This is a genomic window from Aequoribacter fuscus (assembly GCF_009910365.1).
GTDB lineage: Bacteria > Pseudomonadota > Gammaproteobacteria > Pseudomonadales > Halieaceae > Aequoribacter > Aequoribacter fuscus.
Genome location: NZ_CP036423.1, coordinates 2,727,596 through 2,750,088 on the forward strand (window position 1 = coordinate 2,727,596; position 22,493 = coordinate 2,750,088).

The following is a 22,493-nucleotide window of genomic DNA, read 5'->3' on the forward strand; positions in this document are numbered from 1 at the left end:
GACACATTATGCCAACCAAACGCCTTCGTATAATCGCCTCAAGCCTTTTGCTGTGCGGCATCAGCGCTGTAAGCTTTTCCGAAGAGCCGGCCAATCCCGAACCCCAAGCGGAAATCAAACAAGAGCTTCCACTTGAGGCATTAAAACGCTTTGCGGATGTCTTTAATCAAATCCGCCAGGGTTATGTCAAAGAAATCCCGCAAAGTGAGCTCATGGACTACGCCATTCGCGGCATGATGTCGAATCTGGACCCTCACTCGGTGTACCTCAACAAAGAAGCCTTCAGCGAACTGCAAGATTCCACCTCGGGAGAGTTCGGCGGTATCGGCATAGAAGTCGGCAAAGAAAACGGTTTTATTACCATCATCTCCCCGATTGATGACACCCCCGCCGCCAAAGCGGGCTTGCAAAGCGGCGACGTCATTCTCAGTATCGATGGCGAGTCCATGGAAAACAAAACTCTGAGCGAGGCCATTGATCGCATGCGAGGCGAGGCGGGTACCCCAATCACGCTAGAGATTGGACGCAGCGGCGAGAGTCAGCCCTTTGACGTCGATTTAGAGCGAGCCAATATCCCGGTAAAAAGCACGCGTGAACGACTGCTAGCACCCGGCATTGGCTATCTACGAATTTCGCAATTCCAACGAAAAACGCACGAAGATGTGGCTAAAAGCCTAGATAAGTTGCTGGAGTCAGGTGAATTGAGCGGACTGGTGCTCGACCTTCGGAACAACCCCGGCGGTGTACTCCAAGCCAGCGTGGGAGTTGCCGACCATTTCCTAGATGGCGGTCTGGTCGTTTACACCGAAGGTCGCATTGATGATGCGGCCGCGGAGTACGAGGCGACAGAAGGCGACCGTCTCAATGGCGCTCCCATCGTTGTATTAATTAATCGCGGCTCCGCCAGCGCTTCTGAAATTGTCGCCGGAGCTCTGCAAGACCAGAAACGTGCCGTTATCATGGGCACGCAAAGTTTCGGTAAAGGTTCAGTACAAACCGTCTTGCCGCTGTCGGAAGAGATCGCGGTTAAATTGACCACGGCGTTATATTTTACGCCTTCAGGCCGCTCGATTCAGGCCGAGGGCATTACCCCCGACATCAACGTCGAGCGCGCCAAAGTCACCGCAGTGGCCAGCGGTCGACGCATTAGCGAAGCGGATCTGCGCGGACACTTGGAGAACATTCAGGCCGAGGATAAGACTGAGGAGAATGAACCATCGTTCAATGCCGAAGAAAGCTTGCAGCTGCTAGAAGACGACAACCAGTTATTTGAGGCCTTTACGCTACTGAAGGGCTTAAGCATTTTACAGCAGCGACTCAGTTCGCCAGCACCCAATGCGGACGCGACAACTCGCGTAACAGAACAAGAGCCGCAGTAAGTCGGGCTACAGGCGCATCTCTATGCCGCACGCGGCCATATGCGCCTTAGCCTCGGCGATGGTGTACTCACCAAAATGAAAAATACTCGCCGCTAGCACAGCATCAGCATGTCCCTGCAGCACGCCTTGGGCTAAGTGATCAAGGGTACCCACGCCACCCGATGCAATAACGGGAATGGAAACGGCGTCTGCAATTGCGCGGGTCACCGCCAAATCGAAACCATTTTTGGTGCCATCGCGATCCATGCTGGTTAACAAGATCTCGCCGGCGCCTAACTCAGCCATTTTCTCAGCCCAGCGAACAGCATCAATGCCCGTTGGCTTACGACCGCCGTGAGTAAAGATTTCCCAACGCGGTGTCTCGCCTTCTTCATGCACGGCTTTTGCGTCAATCGCCACGACAATGCACTGGCTGCCAAAGCGATCGGCCGACTCTTGCACCAAGGCCGGGTTGTGAATTGCCGCGGTATTGATACTGACCTTATCAGCGCCCGCATTTAACAATACTCGAATATCGTCAACCGAACGCACCCCGCCGCCAACGGTTAGAGGGATGAATACTTCGCGCGCGATTTGCTCGACCGTGTGCACGGTGGTATCACGATTTTCGTGGCTAGCGGTAATATCGAGAAACGTAATTTCATCAGCACCGGCCTGATTGTAACGACGCGCGATCTCGACAGGATCGCCAGCATCGCGAATACCGACAAAGTTCACACCTTTGACAACGCGACCGTTATCGACATCTAGGCAAGGAATGATGCGTTTGGCTAGGCCCATTAAGCGCAGACCTCATCGCAGTAGGCTTGCGCTTCTCGCACATCTAGCGTGCCTTCATAAATTGCTCGGCCCGTAATCGCACCGCAAATACCTTTAGAGGAAACCGCCGCCAAGGCTTTAATGTCTTCCATGTTAGTAATGCCACCCGAGGCAATCACCGGAATGGACGAGGCTTGAGCCATTTGCACCGTGGCTTCAACATTGACGCCCTGCATCATGCCGTCGCGGGCAATATCGGTGTACACAATAGCCGAAACGCCAAGTGCGTCAAACTGCTTGGCCAAGTCGGTGGCTTGCACATCCGATACTTCGGCCCAACCGTCGGTCGCGACCAAGCCATTCTTAGCGTCTAAGCCAACGATCACACGACCGGGAAACGCCTGACAAGCCTCGGTCACAAAGTCGGGTTCGCGCACCGCTTTGGTGCCGATAATGACATAAGACACACCGGCTTTAACGTACGCTTCTATGGTTTCTAAAGAGCGAATGCCGCCACCAATCTGTATGGGTAATTGCGGGTAAGCCTTAGCGATGGCTCGCACCACTTCGCCATTGACCGGCTCACCAGCGAAGGCACCGTTTAAGTCGACTAAGTGTAAACGCCGAGTGCCAGCCTCTACCCACTGCGTAGCCATAGCAACAGGATCATCCGAGAAAACCGTGCTGTCCTCCATTAAACCTTGGCGCAGACGTACGCACTGTCCGTCTTTTAAGTCGATGGCGGGGATAATCAGCATGATCCGTTCCAATTTAAAAAGTTTGTAAGTAGTTGCAAACCCGCAACATGGCTTTTTTCAGGGTGAAACTGCGTAGCAAAGATATTATCGCGGGCAATGGCGGCCGCGAAGGGCAACCCGTACTCGCACACACCCGCCTGGACCTCGGCCCTTGTGGGTGTTACGCAGTAAGAGTGCACAAAGTAAAAGCGAGTGTTGTCGTCAATACCGTGCCACAACGGGTGAGGCATAGATTGTTGCACAGTGTTCCAACCCATGTGCGGAATCTTTAAGGTATGGCCCTGCTCATCTACGCCGCCGGGAAAGCGCTGTACGACACCTTCAAACAGCCCAAGGCATTGGGTACCACCTGATTCTTCAGAACCTTCCATCATGGCCTGCATGCCTACGCAGATCCCCAGCAAGGGCTTGCCCGAAGTAACCACCTCGCGAATCAAGCGGTCAAAACCCAGGCGTTTAATTTCGGCCATACAGTCGCCAATGGCGCCCACTCCGGGAAATACCACCCGATCAGCAGCGGCAACAATCGCGGGGTCGTCGGTAACCACCACGTCGCAACGACCGGCGTGTTGCAGCGCGCTTTCAACCGAATGCAAATTACCCATGCCGTAATCAATTACGGCGACTCTTTGCGTTGCCATTAAGCTTACAACACCCCTTTGGTCGAGGGAGTCACGCCAGCCATGCGCTCATCAGCCGCGAGGGCCATCCGCAGAGCACGCCCAAAAGCTTTAAACACCGTTTCGATTTGGTGGTGCGTATTTTCACCGCGCAAATTATCGATATGCAGAGTCACTTGAGCGTGATTAACAAAGCCGTGGAAAAACTCAGAGAACAAATCCACGTCGAAACCGCCAACCGAAGCACGGGTAAACGGCACCTCAAATACCAAGCCCGGACGACCACTGAAATCGATAACGACTCGCGACAAGGCTTCATCTAAGGGCACATAGGCGTGGCCATAGCGGGTCATACCTTTTTTGTCGCCCACCGCTTGGGCAAACGCCTGCCCCAGAGTAATGCCAATATCTTCTACCGTGTGGTGGTCGTCGATGTGCAGGTCACCTTTGGCGTTGATGTCTAGGTCGATTAAACCATGACGTGCGATTTGATCCAGCATGTGCTCCAAAAATGGAATACCGGTATCAAACTTTGCCACACCGGTGCCATCCAAATTCACGCTCGCGGTGATTTGTGTTTCCAGCGTGTTGCGCGTTACGCTAGCGCTACGTTGGCTCATGTCATGCCCTCTTGTGCCTAAACAGCTTTAAAGGGGCGCATTATATGAGAAACCATCCGCTTAATACACTCCAAAGCAACAGGACAAAACGGGATTGAGCAAATCACAGACTAACCCCAACTTCGCCGACCGCGTGCTTGCTTGGTTTGAAGACCATGGGCGCAAGCATTTGCCTTGGCAACAAAACGTCACGCCCTACAAAGTATGGGTCTCGGAAATCATGCTACAGCAGACGCAGGTCGCAACCGTTATTCCCTACTTCGAGCGCTTTATGGCCAGCTTTCCCACGATAGAATCTCTGTCCTGTTCACCCTTAGATGATGTGTTATCACATTGGACCGGGCTTGGTTACTACGCGCGCGCGCGCAACTTGCACAAAGCGGCCCAGCAGGTGTGCCAGCACCACGGTGGCGTCTTGCCCAAAACGATAGAGGGACTTGAATCTTTACCCGGCATTGGCCGTTCGACTGCGGGCGCCATTGTCAGCCTGGCGCTGAATCATCGGGCTACGATACTCGATGGTAACGTAAAGCGGGTGCTCGCCCGACATCAAGCGGTACCAGGCTGGCCCGGCGAGACAAAGATCCATAACGCACTTTGGGACATCGCGGACAGATTTACGCCGGCAAACAATTGCAAAGCGTACAATCAAGCGATGATGGACCTAGGCGCGACTATTTGTACGCGGAGCTCGCCCTCTTGTCTGCTCTGTCCAGTCTCAGCAGACTGCATCGCACTAAAGGAGAACACCTGGCAAAACTATCCCGGTAAGAAGCCAAAGACCGTGAAGCCTATTCGGAAAACGAAATTCGCAATCATTCAAAACGCGCAGAATGCGATCTACCTAATACGCCGCGCAGAACAGGGTATTTGGGGTGGGCTTTGGTGCTTCCCCGAAATAGGCGAAGAGGATCATGCGCTGACGGAGCAGGCTGACAAAACTGAGGCGCTACCAGTTTTTCGCCACACCTTTAGCCACTTTCATTTAGACATTGAACCGATTGTCTTTACAATGACGAAATCAACCGCGGAAATCCGTGAGGACTCCGGGGCATGGGTCTCAATAGAGGACGCTATGTTGAAAGGACTCGCCGCGCCGGTGGTCAACTTATTAAAGCAACTCCAAACACGAGCTCGATCATGACCAACACAGTATTTTGTCAGAAACACAAAAAGACGCTAGAGGCGCTGGATCGGGCGCCATTCCCAGGCCCCAAAGGTCAGCAGATTTTAGAGACCATATCCAAGCAAGCTTGGGCAGAATGGCAAGACCATCAGACGCGACTCATCAACGAGAAGCACCTGAATTTAATGGACCCCGCAACGCGTAAATATCTTCAAACAGAGATGGATAAATTTTTTGCAGGTGAAAACTATGATAAAGCGGAAGGTTATATACCAACGTCTGACTAGCTCTACAGCTTTCCAACGCCATCATCGGAGCTCCGTCGATAGCCTAATCTACCCAATACCAAACATATTTGCTTCCGATCGCCTGAGCTTTCATACTGATTCTAATGTCAAAGCACAGGATTCAGTAAATGAATGATTCTTCAAATAGAGGCTTAAGCCTGAACGACTACGTCAGTGAAGGCCAGCTATTTTTCAAACCAATAGATAAAGTATGCTTTGAAGTAGCGCTGGCGGCGCTATGCGACAGCCATCGTCACGTGGTGATTGTGACTGACGATAAAGTCATAGCAGACCGTTACTACCGCTACTTTACTACCCGCATTGCCATACGCGAAAATATTACGCTGGACACTCGCGCCCCTACTGGCGCAGATGATGTACTGAACCGCTTCAACACGATTTTATCAGCATCGACAGTCGAATCCGCGCGCTCGGCGGACAACAATGACCTGCATCACGTGATGGCCATGGTCGATACATCCAATATGAGCGATCACGAATGGGGCGTATTGGGCCGTCTATTAAAGAATTTTCCAGGCGCCAACATTCGCATTTTAGCCTTCGTCTCCGAGTCGCAGCTAGATGTTATCGATAGCGTCTTAAGTGAGCTCGACGATCAGGTGTATCGATGGATATTAACGACGCCAACGCCCGAATATTTAGAAGCCTTACTGGAAATAGGTGAGCAATATAATTATCAAGGCCAAACCCAGCAGATGGCTGCAGCAATGGGCTATAAGCGCAAGCAGCCCAAATCAGACCTTATCGATGAACTCGACGCACTGGATGCTCATTTAGAGTCGCTACAGAATAATCACCCCAATGAAACTGTTTCAAGCGAGACCGCGCCTACAGCTCCAAAGGTAGAAAATGACTTTGACGCTAACCCAAATTCGCCACTCGGCGCTATTAAGCAGTCTCATTGCATTGACGAAAGCCAGCAGGCGCCCACAAGCGACAAAAGCGCAAACACACAAATTTTGCCTCCAGACAGCAAAGCAAAAGCCCCTTCCCCTCGTTTGATCTGGACCACAGGAATTACCGGTGTCGTCTTGATTTTGGTGGCACTTTTTGCGCCTTGGAAGCAAGCAGAGGTCGCAGCAACACAAGTGCAACTATCGCCTCGTACCTTTAGCGTGAAGACACTGCCTAAAGTCAATCCGCCTGGGCCGGAACCCCAGAATGCTGCTGCGCCAGGCATCAGTGCTAATGCGTCAAATTTAAGCAGCGAGGAGGCTACAGAAGCTACTGAACGCTTGAAGATGCCTTCGCAGATCGGAGAGCAGAATCGCAATGAGGCTCGCCAAGCAGGCACCCAAGAACACGAGCCGACTGAAACAAACACCGAGTGGAGTGACGACATGGCGCGTATTTTGGCAACTGAAATCACTAGCGTTTCTAGCATTCAAGGACCAAGAAGCGACGACACTCAATTGCCTGAGTCAGTGGATACGAAAACCTACTTTGAAGCTGCGGCTATGGCAATTACCGGGTCTGATCCAATTCTTGACCATGAGAATGTAGAGGCAACGGCCGTCGAAACTGCACTTGCAACCGAGACCACAATGTCCACCACCCCAATGAAGGTTAGCGATTCGGCCGAGCAAGTGAACTTAGAGATTAACTCGGTTGAGGCGAACCCACCTCGACGCCAACCGGTGGCTTCAAGTACAACTAACCCAACCGATGGCAGGCTAATTATTCAGCAGGCACCCCCATCCACCTACTTCATTCAACTCGGTGTTTACGCTAATCAAACGCAAGCACTTGTGTTCACAAACACGCTGCCCCGCGACGCACGCGCCTTTCAGGCACGCTTGAACAAATCAGGACGCGAAATGACTACGGTATTAAGCGGCCCCTTCGAATCCAGGGTAAAAGCAGAAGCGGCGGCGGCATCGGTGCTCCGCGACACCAATGTATGGATTAGAGATTCAGCAAGGGTAAAAGCCGAGCTTGGCAACTAACGAAGGACCCTAAAGTTCGTGGCTACACGGTCGACTCAATGCGGTGAGCAAAAGAGGAAAGCCGCTATGGCGAGTGATAAATATGCATTCAATCGCCTCCAACGATGACGATGACGACTCTGGTTTAAATCCCGGAGACCAAATCGCTGCGCAGCGATTTGGTCGAGCCCTATTAAGAAACGCAGGCGGAGTCCTGCGCGGCCGCTACTCAATAATGATTTTGATGCGCCCACCGGCTCAAGCAATGATTTCACAGTGGGATAAATCTTCAGTTGATTGCGACGATGTAGTCAAGGAAACATACTTAAAGCGCGAACTCAACAAGCCTGACGTAGGCGGGTAAAACCAAAATTATTCGCAGTAAGGACCAGTTCACGATCACACTCGAAGACAAAGGTCTGTTCTTGAGCGGAACCGCAGACCTAGAACCTTCAATACTGTCAACGATTAACCAAATCCTCGCACCTTTGCGAATTCAAACTTGCTCATACGCATTCAAGGCCACTCAGACGACAGGCCAGTGAGCTTTTCAGATAAGTTTGCGCCTAACCGGGATCTATCCTCAGCGCGGGCGAGCTCAGTAGCCAATCACATGATCATCAATCAAGGTTTAGCCGAATTGCGATTTTCAGTAACAGGTTTTGCTGATACCGAACCGGTTGACACCAACGAAACGCCAGCGAGCCGCCAGCGTAACCGGCGGGTCGAAATCATAATAGATAATTAAAGCCGGCCTCTTGACTCTTAGGTCTCGCACAGGTTTAATAAGCCCCTCCGCATTTCGCGCCCAGGTAGCTCAGTCGGTAGAGCAGGGGATTGAAAATCCCCGTGTCGGCGGTTCGATTCCGTCCCTGGGCACCATACCTCGCTTAAATTGCATCTAAACGTCACGATCCTCGTCGATCCTGCTTGACAACTTCATGTCACACTCGTGTCACACTTTTTCAAGCATCTTAACAGCCAACACAACTGAGCCGAAGCTAACCACACCTGAAGGAATTTCACTCGACTTGAGCTGCTTTTAGATGATGTCATGAGCATCCAGATGAAGAAAAGGATGCTCTTAAACGACGTTATTGGATCAAGAAAGGAATAGTGCCCCATCTATCAATCACAAAAGGATTATGCAGCGTTTGCAAGTATCTATGGCTGATATCAAACTTAACAAACAACTCTAAAGCACTGGCGCCTATGAGACTTTAAAGCGAGAGGATCGTTCTCGATACCCCTTGAATCGCCACTAGTTCAGTAGACACTTGACACAACCCTTGACGGGTTATAAAAGAGGGGTTTAACTCCACATAGAAATACCCGATGTTACCAAATACAAGCAAAAGCTCCGCACTCTTGAGCGCTGAAGAACGCCGCTCAATCAAAGAGCTGGCATTATCGTTAACTCCTGTACCGAAGCTCAAACGGCGTTATTGGATTGTGGCTTTTGTTATTGTTTCACACGGATTAGTGACGAGTATCTTGGCTATCCTTCAGCCGGAATTATACGTGGCGATGCTAGTATCACCCTCAATAGAGAACACCAGCTTTCTAGTACAGAACACCAGACTGCGAGGCTTTTTCGGTCTTACTCTGATACTCGGCTGGATGGTCGTTAGGGATAACGAGAAGTGGGCTACCCGAATCATCGATTTGGCGATTCTTTTTGTCTGCTCATCAACAGCTTTTTTTTTATATCAATTTGATGCGTTTAGGGCATTTTGAGGCAACGTCTTCGACTCTAATTTTTACAGTTTGGCGCCCAGCTCTGATTATAATGCTCTTCACACTCAGAAAGAGAATAAAACTCTACCTGCGCAGTCTTAAAAAGCATCAGGAACAAAATGAATTGGGGACGACTCCAGTTTCAAAAGACTAAGGGTGTGCCACAAGTTGACTCCACGCGTTACTCGTCTATCAGGTGCGCTCACTAATGCTTGGTCTCTTACATAGCGAACGAACGTTTCGCTCGCTGAACAGAAGACATTGATATCCCCAACACGTCAGCGGCTTCACGAATACATTTGCCCTTATTTACCAAACGAATTATCTCGTCATCGTTAATCGTTTTTTTACGCCCCGTAAATTTGCCCTTTGTTTTTGCAGCCGCTATGCCTTCTCTCTGCCGCTCTCGCATAATTTCTCGCTCGAACTGATAAACAGCACCTAACATAGACAACAGCAAAACGTTCATTGGTTCTGACTGGTCGCTCGAAAACGACGGTCCTTCTTGTACGAAGCGCAGAGAAGCGCCCTTAGATGTATTTTCTTCAACCAAGCAATGCAAGTCCTGAATATTACGAGCAAGTCGAGATATGTCGTGAACAACTACACTCTCCCCATCATGTATGTAGTTCAGCATCTCTTGCAATTTAGGACGATTCTTAGCTTTGCGGGGATTTTTTCTTCGAAGACGTTGTCTAAATGGCTACCCTTCGGCTGTCGGTCGACATTCTGGTGAACCGTTGAAACTCGAACATAGCCAATTGCTTTGTTTGCCATCAGCACCTCATTCATTAAGCTCTCAAGATATTATTTGATGAGCATAAAGAGAGACCTTTCTTTCATGTCATTGAAGAATCTTGTCATGAAGAGGATGCATACGGTAGACAGGCCTTAATTGAAGTAACCCCTGCTTCCAAAAAGTGTGTTGTCGACAGCGCCATAGATTCTTTTCAGTGCGTGATTGCATGAAGCGAAAGCAAGAGCCACCGTGAACGAATCCATCCACTGTAATATCATTACTCAGAATCGATAATTCCTCGGGCTGAAGCTTCCTCTTTAATCCTGCAGGCATCTTCTAGACGCCCGGCTCTTAAGAGTGTATCGATATAACTCAACCAATACTGCTTCTCTTCCACATTCGCATTTATGGCATTACTGAATAGAACCAATGCTGTCTCAAAATCTTCCATGCCCACAGAAAACACCCCTAAATTATAGTTGGCGACGGCGTTTGTAGGCTGCTCAGTTAAAACTAAACCATATAGTCGAACGGCATCACTGAAGGCTCCAGCTTGTTGGGCCGCGACAGCCTGCTCTAATAAATTGTGAATTGACATGTCTCGCTCCCAAATGAGATCTACCTAATCGTTTGAACACATAAAGCGTCAAATTCTAAAAGCTTGTAGCCTGAACTGCTTATTGTGGCTGTGCCGAGTCGGCATGAATCCAAATATCCTCTGCCTTTTCACCTTCGAAGTACCGATCGTACGCTTGTCGCAGGCCCATCTCGAAATGCCGCGTATATTGCCTCGTATCAAACAACGGCTTAGTCAGTCGGTTTCTCGCCAGTTTCGATTTGAGCGCGTTAAGCCTATTAGTATCTGTGGCAAGCTCCAATATTAGGGCTTCATATTCTTCTTGAGTATTAACTATCAGCTCTGGAAGCCCGATAGAATTGAGCAAACTCGCCGAAACTCGGGCTGCAAACTGTGAGCCTTGCTTCGTTACAACTGGGAGCCCCGCCCATAAAGCATCACTTGCTGTCGTATGTGCATTACAATTAAATGTATCAATAAAAAGATCTGCATGCTTGTGGCGCGCAAGGTGTTCTGACTGCGGTAACCTTTCTGCAAATACTATACGGGAGGGATCAATACCTCGTTGCTTTGCCTCCTTTCTTAAATTATGCTCTGTCCATTTGTTGGTCTTTAATAACCATAATACAGCCTTTTCAAGACGGTTTAAAATACGCATCCAAATATCAAATTCCCGCGGGCTGATTTTGAAATTATTATTAAAGCAACACAAAACGAAAGCATTCTCAGGTAAACCAAAATCGGCACGGGACGTATCAGTTTGAGCAATTTCACGCTTATCGTCATTTGGTTGGTAGCTGTGAGGTAGATAAATTACTTTCTCAGAGTAATGTTCTCGCTGATTTTCAGGAATTACCACTGGATCAGCAATAATATAATCAATAAAGTCGGCACCTAGGGAGCCAGGATAACCTAGATAATTTATTTGAATCGGTGAAAGTCTGTATTGAAACAACTCAGTTCGAGAGCTCTTAGTATAACCATTCCTATGGATCGATATATCAATCCCATAGCCCCGCACAAGATTCACTACATCATTGTCTGATAAGTCACAAATTTCGACGAAGTGATCCACCGCAGATTGTATACGATAACGCATTTCATCATGCTTGGGTGGGCCATATGAAAACGCGTAGATCTCGAAATGCTGTCGACTGTGATGCTCTAGCAAACCAGCCATTAAATACATCCCAGGAAAATTATGGAAATCAGCACTGAAATAACCGACTTTAATTCGTTCAGGTCGACGTGCTGGTTTTTGGGGCAGCGATCCAATGGGCCTCGTGAATTTTAACTTCGCATAAGCCGATGATAATGCTAGTTGCTTCTCGGGATTATCAATCCAACTTAAATTAATCCATGGTGAAGGACGGCCCATTTCATCCGAATGTTGGCAAGAAATCTCAGGAAAACTATTCCAAGCCGTGAAGTCACAGATATGTTGCTGTTGATGACACATTGCAACCTCGGCAAGTAAGTAACTCGGCCTAAGCTTAAGGGCGTCCCTGTAAGCGGCAATAGCGCCTTCCAACTCTCCCAGATCTTCCAAAGTCGTTGCCAGATTATAGTGCGCCTCTGCAAGTTCAGGGGCAATTTTTATTGCGGTGCAGTGACTTTCTGCAGCCTCTGTTAACTTACCTAAGCGCCTTAGCACATTTCCGAGGTTGGTATTAGCTTCGGCGAATTGTGGCTCAAGCGTTAAAGCTATCCTATAATTTGATTCAGATGCTAATAGTTTACCCAGAGAATGCTGTGCTATCCCCAGATTGTTGTATATCTTAGCTTCGTTTGGAGATATTCTGATTGCTTTTATAAAACAGATCTCCGCATCTTCAACCTCCCCTAATTGCTCAAGCACTACACCTAAATTAGTAAGCGCCTGGGAAAATTCTGGCTTCAAAGAAAGTGCGTGTTTAAACATTGAGACTGCATCGTCAAGGCGTTTCAGATCTGCGAGGTTAACAGCTAGGTTATAATAAACATCCGCGTCTTCAGGTGCGAGATCGATAGCCTTTCTGTGGATGTCGAGAGATTCACTTAATCTACCTGATTTTTGAACCAACACGCCAAGCAGTTTCCAAGAAAACGGATTCTCGGGAAATTTTTGTGTCATTAGTAGCGCCTGATGCTCCGCTTGGGCATAGTTTCCTAACTCATAATATTCAACAAGCTTTCTGACAAAGTCATTCTCTCGCTCTACTGCTGATTCTTGCTTTGAGATTAGATGAGCCTTGGCTTCTTCCGCGACTTTTTTCGCGTCATCGTACTGCCCGAATTCTTTCAGCGTATCAATGAATCCTTGCCAATATTTTTCTTCAGCCGCGTTTGCTTGGATGGCATTTTTAAGAAACAACAAGGAGGCTTGGCGATCGCCGAGATTTGCCGCTAACAAGCCTAACTGGTAATTCGCTTCGCAATTCGAAGGGTCGGCTTTTAAAATTATGCTATAAATCTGGGTGGCCTTTCCTAGATCTCCATTGCTCGACACTTTGGCTGCTTTTTTCAATAACTTAGGAATATTCAATCCAATCTCCAAAGGCGCTCGAACTCACGATTTAAACATATAAAAGCTTAGCACTAATCTTTACTGGAAGTTACGCGCGGACCTATAAAATAGCAAGTCTTTGCCTGAAAAGAGTCAAGCATGCCCCTGGTTATATTTACAAGAATGTTGCTATGCTATTTTGAATAACCGAGCGTCTTGCAGATGCCCGCAGGATTACATAGGAAACTTCAGACCACGGAATTGTCGCTGCTGAGTAATGGTATTTAAGGGCGAGGAGGATCTGACGAAATGAACGCAATCTTGCAGCGATAGGCGCGCTAAGTGACCGCCCAGTCGGAGTCGGCTAAAGTATCGAGCAGCCCGCAAGCACCGCTCGATACTTAAGATACCCCACCTACTTGAGAAGTGCTAGCACTGTTTGCGGGATTTGGTTAGCCTGCGCGAGCATCGCCGTAGCTGCTTGCTGGATTATCTGCGTCCGAGCCAGCTCTGTTGTGACAGAAGCGTAATCTGTATCCTCGATCCGACTGCGCGAGGCTTCAGCATTACTCTTGACGTTAAGCAAGTTGTCGGCTGCAAATTGCAAACGGTTAATGGTCGCCCCCATCTCAGATCTCTCAGTATTTATAAGCCCAATCGCAGTATCGAGAGCCGCAACGGCTGTATTAGCGAGGGACTGCGAGGTTATTTCAGAACTGGATATTCCGGACATCAGACCACCATCGCCAACTTGAAGATCGAATGAATTCGATCCATAGGATGTCGATGATGCAGTGAATGTGATCGTGGCACCACTCACAGCTTTGGTTATTCCGCTGACAGTACCAAGCGCTGTGGACAACGCAGTGGCTACAGTATCCGCGGCTGTGCTAGATCCAGTGGCTACGTCGGCGGCAGTCACGGTGTAGGAAACCGAAGCCCCACCAGCTGCCAAAGTCAAAACGTCACCTTCAGTCACCGTGCCACCAATTACGACGGTACTAACCTGCGCCGCCCCAGTAGCTGAGGGACCCGAGGCAGCCGTTGACGTATTTGCGGTCAAAGTTGTTGACTGAGAATCGCTGGTGGTCTGAAAGTCATCTAGAGTGACACTAATAGTTTGCGAGGCGTTAGCTCCAATTTGAAACGACAGCTCTCCTGAGCTACCCACTGTACCATCGAGAATGTTGGTACCGTTCCACTGGGTATTTGCGGCGATTCGATTGATTTCGCTTCGAAGTTCCGTGAATTCCTGATTGAGAGCAGTTCGATCCGCAGACACGTTCGTATCTGACGCGCTTTGAACTGCGAGCTCGCGCATTCTCTGTAACATTGATGTTACCTCTGTAAGCGCCCCATCCGCGGTTTGGACAAGGGATATCGCATCATTGGCATTTCGAGCCGCCTGTGCCAAACCATTTATCTGCGATGTCATTCTGGATGCAATAGCCAACCCCGCGGCATCATCGCTCGCGCTATTAATGCGCTTGCCTGTTGATAACTGCTCCATCGCAGACGACATAGCTCGCTCATTCTTCGAAATAGCATTCTGCGTCAAGGTGGCGCTAACATTTGTATTAATTACTGACATACTCTTCTCCTAGTCGTTCATGGGGCAGTAATGTCTGTCGCCCACTTGATTTGATTGCATTTGTACCCGCGAGTGAATGTTTCTATTTTCCACCCATACCCTTGTATCGAGTGCATGAGCAAAAACTTTAGCGTTAGGTTGTTTTTTATTGTGATCGGAGGCATAAACGCTTGATTTTTAAAGCTGGAGCGTTTGATGTACCATGTGGCACCAGCAACCTGAGGACACACCTGTGAAAAACGATTGCCCAACGTGTCGCATTATTCGCAACTTCTTATTCTTAGCTGCCCCAATGATCCTCATCCTAGCTATTAATAACAACCGGCCCGAGGCAAAGGCATTTGCTTTGACGATACCCTTGGGTATAGACCTGATAGATGTGGTCTCTTATGGATCGCTGCTGCTCTTGTGCGTCGTAGTGGCGTATCGGTATTACCAGGAGTTTTACAAGCCAAAGCAAGACGAGAAAAAAAGACGAGCACTTGCAGATGATGCTCAGCGAGCCGACGATGACGAAACGCAATGACGCGCCAAACTGCTGGCAGTGTCAATTTTTTCAGATCACGCACGTCGCTGCCTTTCCATACGGGTGCCGTGCTATCGGGTTTAAATCAAAGCAGCTGCCCTGCTTAGATGTTTTGCGCGTGGATGGCAGAACATGCCGTCAGTTCATCCATAAGCAATCGCCACGCTAGTCCCCATCTCGCACCAAGAAAAAGGGTTGCTCTAATTCTCGGTCGTGGCGACAAAACGCGCGACCCTGATAGCTGTAAACCGCGCAACGGAATCTGTCCTGATGCCACCCTTTAGACGCTGTCCAAAAGTTGGTCACCTCCATGTCGGGAAATACGAAGGGATTTGCCGCAGGATTGATGCACTGCTTGACTAAGAGCGATTGCATTTCTTGGTAGTTCGGCAGTCGCCATGCCTCACCGCTCTTATCCGACACCTCGGCAGCGTATGCGACAGCATCGTCCCAACTCATCTTCAAACTGTCGCCGGTGCAGCGATAATTGCGAAAGACCTGACCGGCCGCGCAGCGAGTGGCAAAAAGTTTGCTGTCTTTGTTTTGAGCATAGCCGCTGTCGAACAGCTCGAAACCGTGAGGCTCTAGCCGAGTCTCTATCGCCTCACTACAGTCGGGAAGGTCTCGTTGACTGCCGCAGCCAGCGAGGAGAAAAGAGGCAATACTGAGTGCGAACAAGGATTTTGTCATGGTCTTCCCCGAAAAGTACGATAGTACCTAAAATATGAATGATTTCATCCGATAGATACACCATAATTTAGAATATCGGTTACTATCGGCAAGTCTTAAATCCAGGTTAGGAGTACAAAATGGATATCGCAACGATTATTGGTCTTGTTGGTGCGTTTGGCATCATTTATATGGCTATTTCCGCGAATGCTGCGGCCTTCGTCGACACCGCATCGCTCTTAATCGTGGTCGCAGGGTCTATTGCTGTGGTGCTAGCACGCTGCACACTCAGCGAGTTCTTGGGCGCGATTGGGGTGTTAGGCAAAGCGTTCTCTCGAAAAATTGAGAATCCGTTTGAGTTGATCAACCAACTGGTAGAACTTGCCACTATCGCTCGAAAAGATGGCATGATTGCCCTTGAAGGACAAGACATCAAAAATGCCTATATGGCAAAAGCGGTTGCTATGCTGGTAGATGGCACGGATCCCGACATCATCAAGTCATCGCTAGAACGCGACACGGCCATGATGAAGCAACGCCATGCCATGGGCGCAGGTGTGTTCTCTGCCTGGGGTGAAATAGCACCCGCCATGGGAATGGTGGGCACATTGGCTGGATTAGTGATCATGCTAGGTAATATGTCAGACCCCAAGGCGATTGGTCCTGCAATGGCCATCGCGCTACTCACCACAATGTATGGTGCGATTCTGGCGAACGTCATCTGTTTGCCTATGGCACAAAAACTGGCCAATGCCTCTGCCCTTGAGGCGGCCAACAACGAGCTGATTCTAGAAGGCGTGCTGTTCATGCAATCTGGCGGCAACCCCAGAGTGATGGGGGATATGCTAGCGTCATTTGTGGCCCCCAAAATGCGATCCAAGATCGCCGCGCAATAACGCTCCGAGATTGAATAGAACCCCATGTCGGACGCAGAAAGCGAAGCAATAAAGCCCGAGGATGAGCAGGGATCCGTGCGCGAAGAGGAGGATTTTCTTGATCTTCCAATAGTGCCCAAAGAGTCCCCGGAACCTCAACCGGAAGAGTGCCCCGAGTGCAAGAGTGGTGCCCCTGCTTGGATGGCCACTTTCGCCGATATGGCAACCCTGTTAATGGCATTCTTTGTTCTCCTCCTGTCCTTCGCCGAGACCGAAGTGCCAAAATTTAAGCAGATCTCCGGTTCTTTAAAGGCCGCTTTCGGCATTGAAAAAATCGTCCCAAAGATCACCGTACCCATGGCGCGAAGCTTACTGGTCGAGGAATTCACCCCTGCCGTTGCGGAGCGAACCGTCATCAATAGAAAAGAACAACAGTCCGACGAGACACGGCTAGAAAGCATTGTCAAAAAGACCGAAGATGGCGAATACGACGAAGAAACACAGCTTAAATTCCAACAAGTTCAAGATGTGCTTCGAGAAGAGATCAATAGGGGCATGGCCGAGGTCAAGATTGAGAACGGCGAAATCTTAGTGAACCTTTTAGACCCCTCCTCTGCAGGAGGCAAGCCTGATGATAGTGGCTCACAGAAAGGCGGTCCGATACCGCAAGAAGTTGTAGAGATGACCGCTAAGATCGCTAAAGTCCAGGCGGAGATAAAAGAAGAGATTTCAGTCAATTTAGTCGATCGTGCTAGTGGGCAAAGCTTTGGTGGTACATCCGACAGCACGACAAGTAATAGCAGCGAGGCGAACGCAAATTCAAAGTACCAGCAATTACAGGCGGATCTTGCTGACGAAATTGCGTCAGGACTGGCTGAAATTGAGAAGCAAGGCGATAAAATTATCGTCCGTTTGGCTAACCAAGGTTCGTTTGATTCTGGCTCCGCTACGCTTAAGAACAGCTTTGGAGGAACTCTATCAAAGCTGGGTAATACGTTATCGCGATACTCGGGGTCGGTGTTAATAGAAGGGCATACAGATAACGTCCCTGTCGGGTTTAGCGAACGGTTTAAGTCTAACTGGGATCTATCGGCCAGCCGAGCTGCTGCGGTCGCCGATTACCTCCTGACTTCAACACCACTGCAAGGTGGCAGCGTTATGATTAAAGGCTACGCTGATTCGAAGCCTCTTGATACCAATGATTCACCGGTGGGGCGAGCTAATAATCGGCGCATTGAAGTCATCGTGGACGATACTTAGAGATGGGGGAGTCGGGTGGAAACTGACGATAAGCCGATCGACGAAACCGGCATCGAAGAGGCGCCTCCAGCGAGGCCTATTGCCTCGGTTCCGCGAGAACCTGAGCCAGACGCGCCGGAGCCCGATTGCCCCGAGTGCAAGGGTGGTGCCCCTGCTTGGATGGCCACTTTCGCGGACATGGCGACCCTGTTGATGGCATTTTTCGTGTTAATCCTTTCCTTTGCCGAAATGAATGTCCCAAAATTCAAGGACGTGAGCGGGTCGATGAACGACTCTTTCGGGGTGCAAAGAAAAGTTCCCGTGGTGGAACCACCCTTATCCGACAGTGTCATTGCTAAGCAGTTTTCTCAAGCCAAAGTCGACACAACCGCGTTGAGTGTTATTCAGGAGCAGACGACCGACGAGCTTCAGCCCGAGGATGCGGAGCTCAGAACAACGACCAAACCATCGGATGCGACTCTGGGGTCTGATATTGAGAAAGTGCGTGCCGCGTTGAGTGAAGAAATAGCGCGAGGGCTGGTGGAAGTCGTGCAGGAGAACGAGAAGATCAGCGTCATAACAAAAGCGGCGAGTAATGAGGGGCTTGAAAGTGGCGAGGAATCTACTCAGCGGGGGCGTCAACTAGATCAAGACACCATCTCATTGTTTGCCAAGGTTGCCGATGCTCAGACCCAGGTCGTGTCAGAAATTGAAATACGCGACTCGTCTCCATCAGATAGCGCGGAGAGCGCGCAGTCTCAGGCCAACGCGCCCGCGCCGCCTGAAGACGACATTGGGGATAGTGACTTAGAGCAAATTCGGCAAAATTTGGCGCCTGAAATCAGCCGCTCGCTCGTCAATGTCGAGATGGACCAGGATCAAATTAAGATCACCTTGGCAGATCAGGGCGCCTTCGTTAGCGGTAGCGCTGATTTGCGCCCAGAGTTCTTGCAGTTATTAAATCGCGTCGGGGATTCGATATCGGATACAGACGGCGTAGTCACCGTGTCTGGACACACCGATAGCATTCCAATGGCGTTCAGCATGCGTTTCAAGTCTAATTGGGATTTATCGGCCGCTCGTTCCGCGTCCGTCGCCGATTATCTGATCACACAAGGATATCTTGGCGACATTGAAGTCTCTGTTCAAGGGTATGCTGATACCGTACCTATAGCCACAAACGATACGGCGGAGGGTCGCGCAAAAAATCGTCGCATCGAAATTATGATTGACAAAAAAGGTTAGTGACAATGAAAACAATGCTCACCATTGGATTGCTCTTCCTCGGGTTGTTTCATAACGCACCAGCGTTGGCCAACGACGAGGCAGACGTTAAATTTATTGATTCAATCAAAGCGTTGGATGCGTTCGACGATGCTGTCGTAAAGGATGATGTTCTTATTCTATGGCCCAACCCGACCACCCAGCAATTTTTAAACTTTGAAAGGATCGGTAAAGTACTCTGTGGTCAGCACCAAGTGAATGGATTTTTGGTGGTATGGCTGATGGACTCTTCACACTACCGAGCGAGTAAAGAGGTAAAAATGCTGGAGAGCCTCAATTGCCTTGCAGGAGAAAGCTAGTGGGGCTTGGGGCTCGAGTCGTGCTACAAATAGCGTCACTGATAGGCGCGAGTTTGGTATTGGTTGCCTGTGGTGGTGGCGAGGGGGGAGCAAGCACTAATGCTCCTACTATGATTCCCAACCCGAATGCGCTGGTAGCAGCGACTCCGGGCGAGCTCGCTGTGACTATTAGCGGAGCCAATCGCCACTTCTCTGATGAAACCTATGTTTTAGCTGTTGGGCTAACGGGTTCTTTAGCGACGAGCGCCACTCTCTCACTGGAAGATTCCCCCTCATTTTTAGAGCTAAATACCCAAAACAAAGTAATCAGCGCTCAGTATTCTGTTGCCGGTGAGCATACCGTAACTGTGTCGGCTAAGTCAGGGAATAAAGTCGCGTCGGCAAGCTTCGAGTTGATCATCGATGCAAGCTTAAACGCGCGCTATCAGGGTATCACTCGCTCTGATGAGACCTCTTATACGGCATTAATAACGCGGTCGCGCAAGATTTTTTGGGAGGCAGCGCCCGCGGGAGACCTCAATCCAACGCTGCATTGCTGGGGTAATTTTGAGACCGATACCACTTCGGCCACTGGCACCGGTCACTGTAAGCGGCTCGTCAGTGATGGTGTTGCTGTAGTCAGAGCAAACTTCAATTTGAATCTCAATGAAGACGAAGTTATGATTGAGGTCGAATATCAGGATTCTTCTGGGAGCGCACTGTTCTCTGAAACCGCAACTGCCATGACAAGACTTGATCGTGAATACTTAGACGAAAGTGTAGATATCACCGGTATATATGTTTCTACGCAGTTAGGTTCTCTGAGGTGGATTCAAGTCGACACTGACAATGTCCTTCGCGATGTCGGTGCGAGCGGTTACGAGCGCGTTCGTTGTCAGGTGGATGCAGTCGTTTCCAATATCGATGTGACAGATGTTACAGTTCGGTATGATGGATCGATCAAAGAACTGAGTGGCGCCTGGGATCGTTGTGATTTAACAGATCAAGCGGGTCTCAGAATTTTGGTGGGAGATGCCACGGGTCTCAATGAAGGCGCGATTCGCTTTTATGAATCTGGGCCAGACCTCTACTTCAGTGCTCACCTAGCAAGGGAAATCCCAACCTATCAAGATCCTGTCAGTAAAATGAATTATGTAAGAGTCTGCTCGGCCGGAAATGCGACGCCAATCGCCGCCGAGTACAATGTCAACGACGATGTGTGCTTACAGTTTTAACAGCGACGTCATTGTTTACGAGGTATACCGATAGCCGAAAAAAATGTTGTCTCTCGGCACGTCGAATTTGCAGAAGGTAGGAGCTTAGAATGATGAGTTTACTTCGAAAGAAAAGCTTAGCGGAGCAGGTAACGGCGAAATTTGACCTGATCGACCCCAGTAATGAACTCGACCTTAAAGCGGTGGGGCTGGCCATTTTTGATGTGCCCGACGATATGGAATCTTCTAAATCGAACCAGTATTCAAGCATGTTAGAAGAGATCATCTGTTCGCTGTGCTCTCGCGATCGAGACGGCAATCCGAATCAACAGCGGGTCGACAAGCTGAAACTTTGCGTGTCACTTGCGGCGGAAGAAAAGCCGGGCTCTAACCGAGGTGAGCTCATTGAAAAAATGATGCGAGCTGCGTTAGGTGAAGATGCGATAGTCGCACCGAACAAGGCTTCGGCAGAAACCCGGCAAGGCAACAACGTCACGCCTAAAAAGAGCAGCAAGTACGAGCTGTTTAGCGTCCAACACGCAGAAGCGGTGATTGAAAAGCTAGAGGAGTCCAAACAAACATTCGTTGATAGCTACGCCACAAATATTGTGCCGGAAGATTCCGAGTTGCCTTACAAAAGCGAGGGTTCCGATTTAATTCTACAAGGATTAAACAAGCTCGGTCGCGACTGTGTCGACTTATTCAGCAAAGCTTATGCTGGCGAGCTACGCAGTGCAACTCAGTACCTCAAGGCTTGTGAGAGTTTGCAAGAAGCAACGAATAGTCAGAGTGACATCGATTTATGCTTGCTTTATGCAAGATCCATCATCGACGGAAACCCCCTGAACGTTGACCTTAGTAAAACTCAAAATGCATGGCTTGGCGAAATTGCCAATGGCTTGGAGAAAATTGAGGATCAGCTGTTAGAGAAAAACAAAGCATTGGACCTTAAGCTTGAAAAGGCAATGTCTAGCAAACAAACAGAACATGACCTCGCTGTTTCAGAACTCAAGGTCCTGCAGGATCAAACAATAGAGCCCCCTGCTGAAGTGCTTGCACGTTTAACCGGGCAAAATGAAACTGCCGAAAAGTCCGAGAATCCGCTGAACTTCGCAGACGACCAATACGAACAGTCGCTCGATTTCTATTTAGAGTGGATGCAGAACCAAAGGGCTCTAATTAAAGGTAAAAATCAGAAGATTAGAGAACTTGATGCCGAATTGATCGAGATTGAGGAAAACTTAAGACAGGTGCACGCCGAAGAAGTCGGCAAGCTGAGGGCTGAGGCGCAGGAAAAACAAAAAACAATTAAGAGCACCATCGATATTTTAGTCAAGGACAAAGCAGACCTAGACGCCCTGTTAGAAACGATTAAAGTGGATGCCAAGCATTACTTTACTGAAATACAGACCTCAATTAATAACCGGAAACTCTTCTCTGCACAGTTCGAGAATTCACTTGCAAGCGCTTCGATACAGTTAGGGCGAATTCTAGACAATGGTTCTAATTTGCTTTTCCTCTCGACCATTACTGGTAGCGAAACGGAAGCTTAAATGATCAGATTACGCAAGCCTGTCGCGGCCGGTATTTTGATATGCTTGTTACAAGGATGTAGCAAGGAGGACGCAATAACAGACGAGGACCGAGACGCGTGCTTTGATCGCTACATGGCTGAGTTTAAGGGGCAGTATCCCGACGGTACACTGGAAAAAACGGCTGCTCTCAAGTGTTATTCTAATTAGAGTTTTTACTGAGTCAGGGTCTCTGGGTCTGGGTCTGGATCT

Annotated in this window: 23 protein-coding genes, 1 tRNA gene and 1 pseudogene; 16 read left to right on the plus strand and 9 right to left on the minus strand. The window is 49.2% G+C overall.

The genetic code is table 11. From position 1 onward, the window contains the following. Positions 1–8: 8 nt before the first annotated feature. Positions 9–1,379, plus strand: coding sequence for a S41 family peptidase (locus EYZ66_RS12415; protein ID WP_009575933.1), 1,371 nt, complete (start codon positions 9–11; stop codon positions 1,377–1,379). Between the two features lie 6 nt (positions 1,380–1,385). On the opposite strand, the gene hisF is transcribed toward EYZ66_RS12415, so the two are convergent. The 4 genes from hisF to hisB are packed head-to-tail and all read right to left on the minus strand — an operon-like array spanning position 1,386 to position 4,136. Beyond that, positions 1,386–2,159, minus strand: a complete 774-nt coding sequence (gene hisF / locus EYZ66_RS12420) for an imidazole glycerol phosphate synthase subunit HisF (protein ID WP_009575932.1) — start codon at positions 2,157–2,159, stop codon at positions 1,386–1,388. Beyond that, positions 2,159–2,896 carry a 1-(5-phosphoribosyl)-5-[(5-phosphoribosylamino)methylideneamino]imidazole-4-carboxamide isomerase gene (gene hisA / locus EYZ66_RS12425; RefSeq protein ID WP_009575931.1) on the minus strand — a complete coding sequence of 246 codons (738 nt, stop codon included), beginning with the start codon at positions 2,894–2,896 and terminating at the stop codon, positions 2,159–2,161. The genes hisF and hisA overlap by 1 nt, the downstream gene beginning before the upstream one ends. Further along, positions 2,890–3,537, minus strand: coding sequence for an imidazole glycerol phosphate synthase subunit HisH (gene hisH, locus EYZ66_RS12430; RefSeq protein WP_009575930.1), 648 nt, complete (start codon positions 3,535–3,537; stop codon positions 2,890–2,892). Before hisH ends, hisA begins: the two co-directional genes overlap by 7 nt. A gap of 5 nt (positions 3,538–3,542) precedes the next feature. Next, positions 3,543–4,136 (minus strand): imidazoleglycerol-phosphate dehydratase HisB, encoded by a 594-nt coding sequence (gene hisB, locus EYZ66_RS12435; RefSeq protein WP_009575929.1) that lies wholly within the window; start codon positions 4,134–4,136, stop codon positions 3,543–3,545. A gap of 94 nt (positions 4,137–4,230) precedes the next feature. Between hisB and mutY the strand changes: the two genes are divergently transcribed. From mutY to EYZ66_RS12470, 7 genes are all read left to right on the plus strand, one after another. Next, the gene (gene mutY / locus EYZ66_RS12440; protein WP_009575928.1) at positions 4,231–5,280 is read left to right on the plus strand and encodes an A/G-specific adenine glycosylase; all 1,050 of its coding nucleotides are present in this window, start codon (positions 4,231–4,233) and stop codon (positions 5,278–5,280) included. Then, on the plus strand, positions 5,277–5,549 hold the full coding sequence (locus EYZ66_RS12445; protein ID WP_009575927.1) for an oxidative damage protection protein: 273 nt from the start codon (positions 5,277–5,279) through the stop codon (positions 5,547–5,549). The genes mutY and EYZ66_RS12445 overlap by 4 nt, the downstream gene beginning before the upstream one ends. Positions 5,550–5,677: 128 nt before the next feature. Further along, positions 5,678–7,516 (plus strand): SPOR domain-containing protein, encoded by a 1,839-nt coding sequence (locus EYZ66_RS12450; protein WP_009575926.1) that lies wholly within the window; start codon positions 5,678–5,680, stop codon positions 7,514–7,516. Between the two features lie 82 nt (positions 7,517–7,598). Continuing rightward, entirely contained in the window at positions 7,599–7,859 is a 261-nt protein-coding gene (locus EYZ66_RS12455) for a hypothetical protein (protein ID WP_009575925.1), read from the plus strand. Between the two features lie 138 nt (positions 7,860–7,997). Further along, positions 7,998–8,243 carry an OmpA family protein gene (locus tag EYZ66_RS14410; RefSeq protein ID WP_083814377.1) on the plus strand — a complete coding sequence of 82 codons (246 nt, stop codon included), beginning with the start codon at positions 7,998–8,000 and terminating at the stop codon, positions 8,241–8,243. Between the two features lie 58 nt (positions 8,244–8,301). Continuing rightward, positions 8,302–8,377 (plus strand) — tRNA-Phe (locus tag EYZ66_RS12465). Positions 8,378–8,830: 453 nt separating this feature from the next. Next, complete coding sequence (locus EYZ66_RS12470; RefSeq protein WP_040816743.1) at positions 8,831–9,232, plus strand: hypothetical protein; 402 nt, start codon at positions 8,831–8,833, stop codon at positions 9,230–9,232. A 220-nt stretch (positions 9,233–9,452) separates the two neighbouring features. Here the strand turns inward: EYZ66_RS12470 and EYZ66_RS14380 are convergent. The 4 genes and pseudogenes from EYZ66_RS14380 to EYZ66_RS12490 all read right to left on the minus strand — a co-directional run. After that, positions 9,453–9,890 (minus strand): annotated as a pseudogene (locus EYZ66_RS14380) (recombinase family protein); the annotation flags it as partial. A 358-nt stretch (positions 9,891–10,248) separates the two neighbouring features. Continuing rightward, positions 10,249–10,569 carry a tetratricopeptide repeat protein gene (locus EYZ66_RS12480; RefSeq protein WP_009575921.1) on the minus strand — a complete coding sequence of 107 codons (321 nt, stop codon included), beginning with the start codon at positions 10,567–10,569 and terminating at the stop codon, positions 10,249–10,251. A gap of 79 nt (positions 10,570–10,648) precedes the next feature. Then, on the minus strand, positions 10,649–13,072 hold the full coding sequence (locus EYZ66_RS12485) for a tetratricopeptide repeat protein (RefSeq protein WP_009575920.1): 2,424 nt from the start codon (positions 13,070–13,072) through the stop codon (positions 10,649–10,651). A gap of 376 nt (positions 13,073–13,448) precedes the next feature. Further along, positions 13,449–14,624 (minus strand): flagellin N-terminal helical domain-containing protein, encoded by a 1,176-nt coding sequence (locus EYZ66_RS12490; RefSeq protein ID WP_009575919.1) that lies wholly within the window; start codon positions 14,622–14,624, stop codon positions 13,449–13,451. A gap of 232 nt (positions 14,625–14,856) precedes the next feature. Between EYZ66_RS12490 and EYZ66_RS12495 the strand changes: the two genes are divergently transcribed. After that, on the plus strand, positions 14,857–15,150 hold the full coding sequence (locus tag EYZ66_RS12495) for a hypothetical protein (protein WP_009575918.1): 294 nt from the start codon (positions 14,857–14,859) through the stop codon (positions 15,148–15,150). A gap of 165 nt (positions 15,151–15,315) precedes the next feature. Here the strand turns inward: EYZ66_RS12495 and EYZ66_RS12500 are convergent, their stop codons facing one another. Further along, positions 15,316–15,840: an Lcl C-terminal domain-containing protein gene (locus EYZ66_RS12500; protein ID WP_009575917.1), complete on the minus strand. Its 525-nt coding sequence runs from the start codon at positions 15,838–15,840 to the stop codon at positions 15,316–15,318. A gap of 119 nt (positions 15,841–15,959) precedes the next feature. On the opposite strand from EYZ66_RS12500, the gene EYZ66_RS12505 reads away from it, so the two are divergent. The 7 genes from EYZ66_RS12505 (at position 15,960) to EYZ66_RS12535 (ending at position 22,451) form a co-directional block, all read left to right on the plus strand. Next, the gene (locus EYZ66_RS12505; protein ID WP_009575916.1) at positions 15,960–16,715 is read left to right on the plus strand and encodes a MotA/TolQ/ExbB proton channel family protein; all 756 of its coding nucleotides are present in this window, start codon (positions 15,960–15,962) and stop codon (positions 16,713–16,715) included. Positions 16,716–16,739: 24 nt separating this feature from the next. Further along, complete coding sequence (locus EYZ66_RS12510) at positions 16,740–17,954, plus strand: flagellar motor protein MotB (protein WP_160195691.1); 1,215 nt, start codon at positions 16,740–16,742, stop codon at positions 17,952–17,954. Between the two features lie 15 nt (positions 17,955–17,969). Next, on the plus strand, positions 17,970–19,178 hold the full coding sequence (locus tag EYZ66_RS12515) for a flagellar motor protein MotB (RefSeq protein WP_160195692.1): 1,209 nt from the start codon (positions 17,970–17,972) through the stop codon (positions 19,176–19,178). A gap of 5 nt (positions 19,179–19,183) precedes the next feature. Then, entirely contained in the window at positions 19,184–19,516 is a 333-nt protein-coding gene (locus tag EYZ66_RS12520; protein ID WP_009576027.1) for a hypothetical protein, read from the plus strand. Further along, positions 19,516–20,730 carry a hypothetical protein gene (locus EYZ66_RS12525; RefSeq protein ID WP_009576026.1) on the plus strand — a complete coding sequence of 405 codons (1,215 nt, stop codon included), beginning with the start codon at positions 19,516–19,518 and terminating at the stop codon, positions 20,728–20,730. The genes EYZ66_RS12520 and EYZ66_RS12525 overlap by 1 nt, the downstream gene beginning before the upstream one ends. A gap of 89 nt (positions 20,731–20,819) precedes the next feature. After that, complete coding sequence (locus EYZ66_RS12530; protein WP_009576025.1) at positions 20,820–22,262, plus strand: hypothetical protein; 1,443 nt, start codon at positions 20,820–20,822, stop codon at positions 22,260–22,262. After that, positions 22,263–22,451, plus strand: coding sequence for a hypothetical protein (locus EYZ66_RS12535; protein ID WP_040816771.1), 189 nt, complete (start codon positions 22,263–22,265; stop codon positions 22,449–22,451). It abuts the gene before it with no gap. Positions 22,452–22,493 lie beyond the last annotated feature (42 nt).

Excerpts from the sequence above, each read along its gene's own strand:
- EYZ66_RS12450 (WP_009575926.1), top strand. The coding sequence starts at position 5,678 with ATGAATGATTCTTCAAATAGAGGCTTAAGCCTGAACGACTACGTCAGT.
- hisB (WP_009575929.1), bottom strand. The coding sequence starts at position 4,136 with ATGAGCCAACGTAGCGCTAGCGTAACGCGCAACACGCTGGAAACACAA.
- hisA (WP_009575931.1), bottom strand. The coding sequence starts at position 2,896 with ATGCTGATTATCCCCGCCATCGACTTAAAAGACGGACAGTGCGTACGT.
- EYZ66_RS12520 (WP_009576027.1), top strand. The coding sequence starts at position 19,184 with ATGAAAACAATGCTCACCATTGGATTGCTCTTCCTCGGGTTGTTTCAT.
- EYZ66_RS12530 (WP_009576025.1), top strand. The coding sequence starts at position 20,820 with ATGATGAGTTTACTTCGAAAGAAAAGCTTAGCGGAGCAGGTAACGGCG.
- EYZ66_RS12500 (WP_009575917.1), bottom strand. The coding sequence starts at position 15,840 with ATGACAAAATCCTTGTTCGCACTCAGTATTGCCTCTTTTCTCCTCGCT.
- EYZ66_RS12455 (WP_009575925.1), top strand. The coding sequence starts at position 7,599 with ATGCATTCAATCGCCTCCAACGATGACGATGACGACTCTGGTTTAAAT.
- EYZ66_RS12510 (WP_160195691.1), top strand. The coding sequence starts at position 16,740 with ATGTCGGACGCAGAAAGCGAAGCAATAAAGCCCGAGGATGAGCAGGGA.
- hisH (WP_009575930.1), bottom strand. The coding sequence starts at position 3,537 with ATGGCAACGCAAAGAGTCGCCGTAATTGATTACGGCATGGGTAATTTG.
- EYZ66_RS12480 (WP_009575921.1), bottom strand. The coding sequence starts at position 10,569 with ATGTCAATTCACAATTTATTAGAGCAGGCTGTCGCGGCCCAACAAGCT.
- EYZ66_RS12490 (WP_009575919.1), bottom strand. The coding sequence starts at position 14,624 with ATGTCAGTAATTAATACAAATGTTAGCGCCACCTTGACGCAGAATGCT.
- EYZ66_RS12445 (WP_009575927.1), top strand. The coding sequence starts at position 5,277 with ATGACCAACACAGTATTTTGTCAGAAACACAAAAAGACGCTAGAGGCG.
- EYZ66_RS12470 (WP_040816743.1), top strand. The coding sequence starts at position 8,831 with ATGTTACCAAATACAAGCAAAAGCTCCGCACTCTTGAGCGCTGAAGAA.
- EYZ66_RS12415 (WP_009575933.1), top strand. The coding sequence starts at position 9 with ATGCCAACCAAACGCCTTCGTATAATCGCCTCAAGCCTTTTGCTGTGC.
- EYZ66_RS12505 (WP_009575916.1), top strand. The coding sequence starts at position 15,960 with ATGGATATCGCAACGATTATTGGTCTTGTTGGTGCGTTTGGCATCATT.
- EYZ66_RS12535 (WP_040816771.1), top strand. The coding sequence starts at position 22,263 with ATGATCAGATTACGCAAGCCTGTCGCGGCCGGTATTTTGATATGCTTG.
- hisF (WP_009575932.1), bottom strand. The coding sequence starts at position 2,159 with ATGGGCCTAGCCAAACGCATCATTCCTTGCCTAGATGTCGATAACGGT.